Below are 4,834 nucleotides of genomic sequence, written 5' to 3' on the forward strand. Positions count from 1 at the left end.
GTTGAAGAAATCGTCGAAGGCATCAAGCACGGCGTGCGCAAGGTCAACATCGACACCGACCTGCGCCTGGCCTCCACCGGCGCCATGCGCCGCCTGATGGCTACCAACCCGAGCGAATTCGACCCACGTAAATTCTTCGGCGCCACCGTGACCGCAATGCGCGATGTATGTATCGCTCGTTATGAAGCGTTCGGTACTGCCGGCAATGCTTCGAAGATCAAACCGATCTCGCTGGAAGCGATGTACCAGCGTTATCTGAAGGGTGAGTTGAACGCCAAGGTCAACTGAGCCTGAGTGTTGAGCTGATTAAAAAGAAACCCGCCGAGAGGCGGGTTTTTTTGTGGTGCAAACGCTGTGACGAGACATCGGGACCCTTTTGCTTGATATGTCACCTAAAGTGGACTTTACTAGCGATAATCTATTTAAAGTCCGATATGGGTGACATTTTGTTTCTCGATAATCCAGCAACGTTTGCCCAGCGTATTCGCCAATTGCGCAAAGCCAAGGGCTACAGTCAGGCGCTGCTTGCGCATAGGGCTCATTGCAGCCGCAAAACCATCATCGATCTCGAAGCAGGCGAAAACGTCGCTTTTTATACCGTGTTTAGAGTCATTGCCGCGTTAGGCATGGCGTTGGAGATTGTCGATAACCGAATCGATCTCAAATCACTCGCCGAATTGGTGGAGCATGATGAGTAAGGTGAAACGACTGAATGTCATGACGCCTCAGGGCCATTCCGGCGAGTTGTCCAAAGGTTCGCAGTTTTCATTCGCTTACCAGTCAGCGTCGCCACTCAGAGAAGTTTCTCTGGTCATGCCCTATGACCCGACACCGTCGGTGAGCAGCGTATTGCAGCCCATCTTCGATATGAATGTGCCTGAGGGATATCTGGCCGACCAAATCAAGCGGCGCATGGCCAAGCATATGCAAGTGGATGAAATGCGCCTGTTGTCCGTCATTGGCGGTAATCAGATCGGTCGCCTCACGTATGAGAATCCGGTAGAACCTTCAGGCCCTGTTCGTGCGCAGGTCGGCCTGCAGGAGATCTTGTCGGCGGACACCTCTCAGCATGTTTTCGGTTTTTTGGTCGAAACCTACTTCGAGTCAGGGATTTCAGGTGTGCAGCCCAAGGTTCTGGTGCCCGATCTGGACAAACTGACTGGTAGCCGAAAAACAGTGATCAGCTCCGACCTAATCGTCAAATCAGGAGCGGAAGAGTATGAGCACCTGGCTCAAAACGAGTTTCTGTGTCTGGAAGCAGCGCGGCTGGCTGGACTGTACACGCCGCCTTTCTGGCTTTCCGATAACGGTGAGCTGTTTGTCATGGAGCGTTTTGATCTGACGGCATCTGATCGCCTTGGCTTTGAAGACATGGCGGTGCTGCTGGGGTTAAACAAGGATCCCCACGATAACTATAAATATTCGCAGAGCTACGAAACCCTTGCTGCAGTGATCCGTCAGGTATGCAGACATGCCGACCCGATACGAGAACTGGAACGATTTTTTTCATCCGTCTGTCTTTCGGTCATGGTGCGTAACGGCGATGCGCATTTGAAAAACTTCGGGGTGACCTACACGCACCCTGCGGCCACTGAAACGGTGCAGTTGGCGCCGGTATACGATGTCACGACCACAACCGTATACGAGAACTACAACCCCAGGACCGGGCGATCGCTGGTTGACCGTACTCTCGCCATCAAGATGAACAAGGCCAAAGCTTATCCCGATCGTCAGCAATTGATTGAGTTTGGTCGTAAACACTGCGCTGTGGATAAGCCAACACTGATCGTCGACCGGATAGCCGAGGCAATGAGTCAGGCGCTTTTGATTCACCGACCACGGATAGACGTTGAATTGTTTGCAAGGATGCAACGCGAATGGGACACCGGGCGCATGGTCGCGTTGAATGACTCGGTCGGTTCTGGTTTGAAGCGTCATCCTTTATCAAGCGGTAGAAAGGAAAAGGCTGATAAATGATAAGCGGTGTACCGCTACCGTGACATTTGCTTCTCAAAGTCGCGTATACGCGACATTTCGCCAAGGCAGCGGCCCGCATGTGGAGGTGGCGCAGTCCGCAGCCCACCCCTGAAGCCCTTGCAGGCTCACTCCTACAATTGGAGCGAATGTGGTCTGCAAGTTATGGGTTGTTTGTCATTTTGGCGGCTAGTTACTTGTCGTGATCAATATCCAGTTTGGTAAACGTCACCTGCCCACCTTCGCTGGTATACCCGGTGTTGTCCTGCACATACACCCCAGCCTTGAAATACAGCGGCTTGTCGCGCCAGGTCGCGCTGATCTGTGAGTCCCATTGATACCCCGCCGCACTTACGCCCAGTGCGCCGCCGGGACTCAGGTGGATCAGGTAGTTGAATTCACGATCAAGCTTGACGCCGGTGGCGAGGGTGATGACGCGGCTTTCGGCGTCGTCCGGGCGCATGCGCACTTTGATCACCAGATTGCCGGTCTGGGTTTTTTCCTTGTACTGATATTCGAGCTTGACCATCGGCCGCTGGCTTTCGTACGCGTGGATCTGGCCAATGACGATCTTGCCCGAGCTCGGCACCTTGTTCACCGCGAGGGTGGCGCGCAGCAGGTTGTCGGCGTCCGGGTAGTACCAGTTGCGCAGGGTGCCGTTGCTGTAGGTTTCGCGCAGTTCTGTACGCGGGTAGATGGCGTTTTCGGTTTTCGAGCCAGTCACCGGGGACCAGAAGAACAGGGTGCCGGTGTCGGAATGGAAGTACTGATCCTTGAAACCATCCACCAGTTTTGAGGTTTCAACGGTGTACGGCGGGCTGCCAACAGGAACGCTGAGGTTCCAGGTTGCGAGGTCGATCATGACGGTTCTTCCAATCAATTCATCCGGAACGCCGGTGCCAGAAGCTCTAGCCCGCGCGTTTTCGGGCGTCTTTATAAGCGTAGCGGCAATTTTTGTTAATGCCCGCCCGGCGATTACTTGACGTCAAAGTCCTGTCGAAATGCCATCTCGCCCGGTTTTCGGGGGCTCTGGCGGTGACCGTTAGTCGGCTCGACGGAACATTGGCCAAATGATGGCGTGACGACAGCTTCTGCTTTGCGGCATCCGCGTCTAGAGTGAAGGCTCAGTTACGTCTATGGTTTTGCCGGCAACCGGTCCCGATAAGAGAAGCAGCATGGAATGCGCGCAACCCCAGCCAGGTGAAGGCAGCTCGGTCCTTTTGATCGTCGATGATTACCCCGAAAATCTGATCAGCATGCGCGCGTTGCTGCAGCGTCAGGATTGGCACGTGATGACCGCCGCCTCGGGTTTCGAGGCGCTGAACCTTTTGCTCGAACACGACATCGACCTGGTCCTGCTCGATGTGCAGATGCCCGGCATGGACGGTTTCGAAGTCGCACGGTTGATGCGCGGCAGCCAGCGCACGCGGCTGACACCGATCATTTTCCTCACCGCCAACGAGCAATCTCAGGATGCTGTGATCAAGGGATATGCCAGCGGCGCGGTGGATTACCTGTTCAAGCCGTTCGATCCGCAAATCCTCAAGCCCAAGGTCCAGGCGCTGCTCGAGCACCAGCGCAATCGCCGTGCCCTGCAACGCCTCAGTCATGACCTGGAAGTGGCGCGCGCCTTCAATGCCTCGGTGCTGGACAACGCCGCCGAAGGCATTCTGGTGTTGAGCGAGGACGGCGTGATCCGCTTTGCCAACCCGGCGATTTCGCGACTGCTCAATGCGCCGGTGAAGGATCTGGAAGGCAAGGAGTTTCTCGATTTCCTGCAGAAGCCACACATTCCCCTGTGGGCCGATTCCGAGTTCTACGCCGGTTACCAGCGCGGTGAAACCCTGCGCCTGCATGATGCGTTGCTGCGCACGGCGCCCGGGCAGCAAGTGCCGGTGGCATTGTCCTGCGCGCCGCTGCCCTCGGAGCAGCACGCGATGGTGGTGACGGTGCTGGACATGTCGGTGGTGCGTCACTTGCACCAGCAACTGGAATTCCAGGCGGTAACCGATCCGCTGACCGGGCTGCTCAACCGGCGCGGGTTCTACCAGACCGTGGAAAACCTGTTGTTGCGCGGGGAACGCAGCGACAGCAGCTGGGTGCTGCTCTACCTCGATCTCGATGGCTTCAAACGGGTCAATGATTCCCTCGGCCATGACGCCGGCGACCGCGTGTTGCGCTGGGTTTCCGAGCAACTGAAGGCGTGCCTGCGGCCGTTCGATATTCTCGCGCGCATGGGCGGCGATGAATTCACCGCGCTGCTGGATCTGGAGTTTCCCGAGCAAGCGGCGAAGATTGCCGAAAAACTCATCGAACGGGTATCGGTCTGTCAGCAGATCGAAGGCCTGGATATCGTCCTTGGCGCCAGTATCGGCATCGCTACTTATCCCGACTGTGGGCGCAATCTCGACGGTTTGCTGCGCGCTTCGGACATTGCCATGTACGAAGCCAAGCGTGCCGGGCGTCAGCAATATCGTTTCTATGATCATGAAATGAACGGCCGCGCGCGTTCGCGTCTGATGCTTGAAGACAGCGTGCGCGAGGCCATCGAGAATCGTGATTTCAATCTGGTCTATCAGCCGCAAGTGGCGATCGGCAGCGGACAGATCCGTGGGTTCGAAGCGTTGCTGCGCTGGCAGCATCCGAGCGTCGGCGATGTGCCGCCGGGGTTGTTTCTGCCGTTGCTGGAAGAGGCGCGCTTGATCAGTCGCCTCGGCAGCTGGATCTATCACCGTGGCGCCGGCCAGCGCAAAGCCTGGGAAACCTTGTTCGCCGAAGACCTGGTGCTCGGCGTGAGTTTGAGCAATACCCAGTTCGGCCTGCCGAATCTGGTCACTGAACTGCGTCAGGTGATGGAGCG

Annotated in this window: 5 protein-coding genes; 4 read left to right on the top strand and 1 reads right to left on the bottom strand. The window is 56.5% G+C overall.

All coding sequences use genetic code 11. The annotated features are described in order from the left end of the window. The 3 genes from OQK_RS13015 to OQK_RS13025 all read left to right on the top strand — a co-directional run. A partial coding sequence (locus OQK_RS13015) for a class II fructose-bisphosphate aldolase (protein WP_016772789.1) occupies nucleotides 1-288 on the top strand: 288 nt, incomplete at its 5' end. Nucleotides 289-434: 146 nt separating this feature from the next. Further along, a complete protein-coding gene (locus tag OQK_RS13020) occupies nucleotides 435-698 on the top strand; it encodes a helix-turn-helix transcriptional regulator (RefSeq protein ID WP_016772790.1) in 264 nt (87 codons plus the stop codon). Continuing rightward, nucleotides 691-1,977 (top strand): type II toxin-antitoxin system HipA family toxin, encoded by a 1,287-nt coding sequence (locus OQK_RS13025; protein WP_016772791.1) that lies wholly within the window; start codon nucleotides 691-693, stop codon nucleotides 1,975-1,977. The genes OQK_RS13020 and OQK_RS13025 overlap by 8 nt, the downstream gene beginning before the upstream one ends. Nucleotides 1,978-2,167: 190 nt before the next feature. Here OQK_RS13025 and OQK_RS13030 read toward each other — a convergent pair whose 3' ends face one another. Continuing rightward, nucleotides 2,168-2,836: a polysaccharide lyase family 7 protein gene (locus tag OQK_RS13030; RefSeq protein WP_016772792.1), complete on the bottom strand. Its 669-nt coding sequence runs from the start codon at nucleotides 2,834-2,836 to the stop codon at nucleotides 2,168-2,170. A 313-nt stretch (nucleotides 2,837-3,149) separates the two neighbouring features. Between OQK_RS13030 and OQK_RS13035 the strand changes: the two genes are divergently transcribed. Beyond that, nucleotides 3,150-4,834, top strand: a 1,685-nt coding sequence (locus OQK_RS13035; protein WP_038861197.1) for a putative bifunctional diguanylate cyclase/phosphodiesterase, incomplete at its 3' end; no start/stop codon positions are given.

It is taken from the genome of Pseudomonas sp. R62 (genome assembly GCF_000257605.1).
Lineage (GTDB): Bacteria > Pseudomonadota > Gammaproteobacteria > Pseudomonadales > Pseudomonadaceae > Aquipseudomonas > Aquipseudomonas atacamensis.

Bases quoted from the DNA above. Each gene is read 5' to 3' on its own strand.
- OQK_RS13030 (WP_016772792.1), bottom strand. From the start codon at position 2,836: ATGATCGACCTCGCAACCTGGAACCTCAGCGTTCCTGTTGGCAGCCCG.
- OQK_RS13020 (WP_016772790.1), top strand. From the start codon at position 435: ATGGGTGACATTTTGTTTCTCGATAATCCAGCAACGTTTGCCCAGCGT.
- OQK_RS13025 (WP_016772791.1), top strand. From the start codon at position 691: ATGAGTAAGGTGAAACGACTGAATGTCATGACGCCTCAGGGCCATTCC.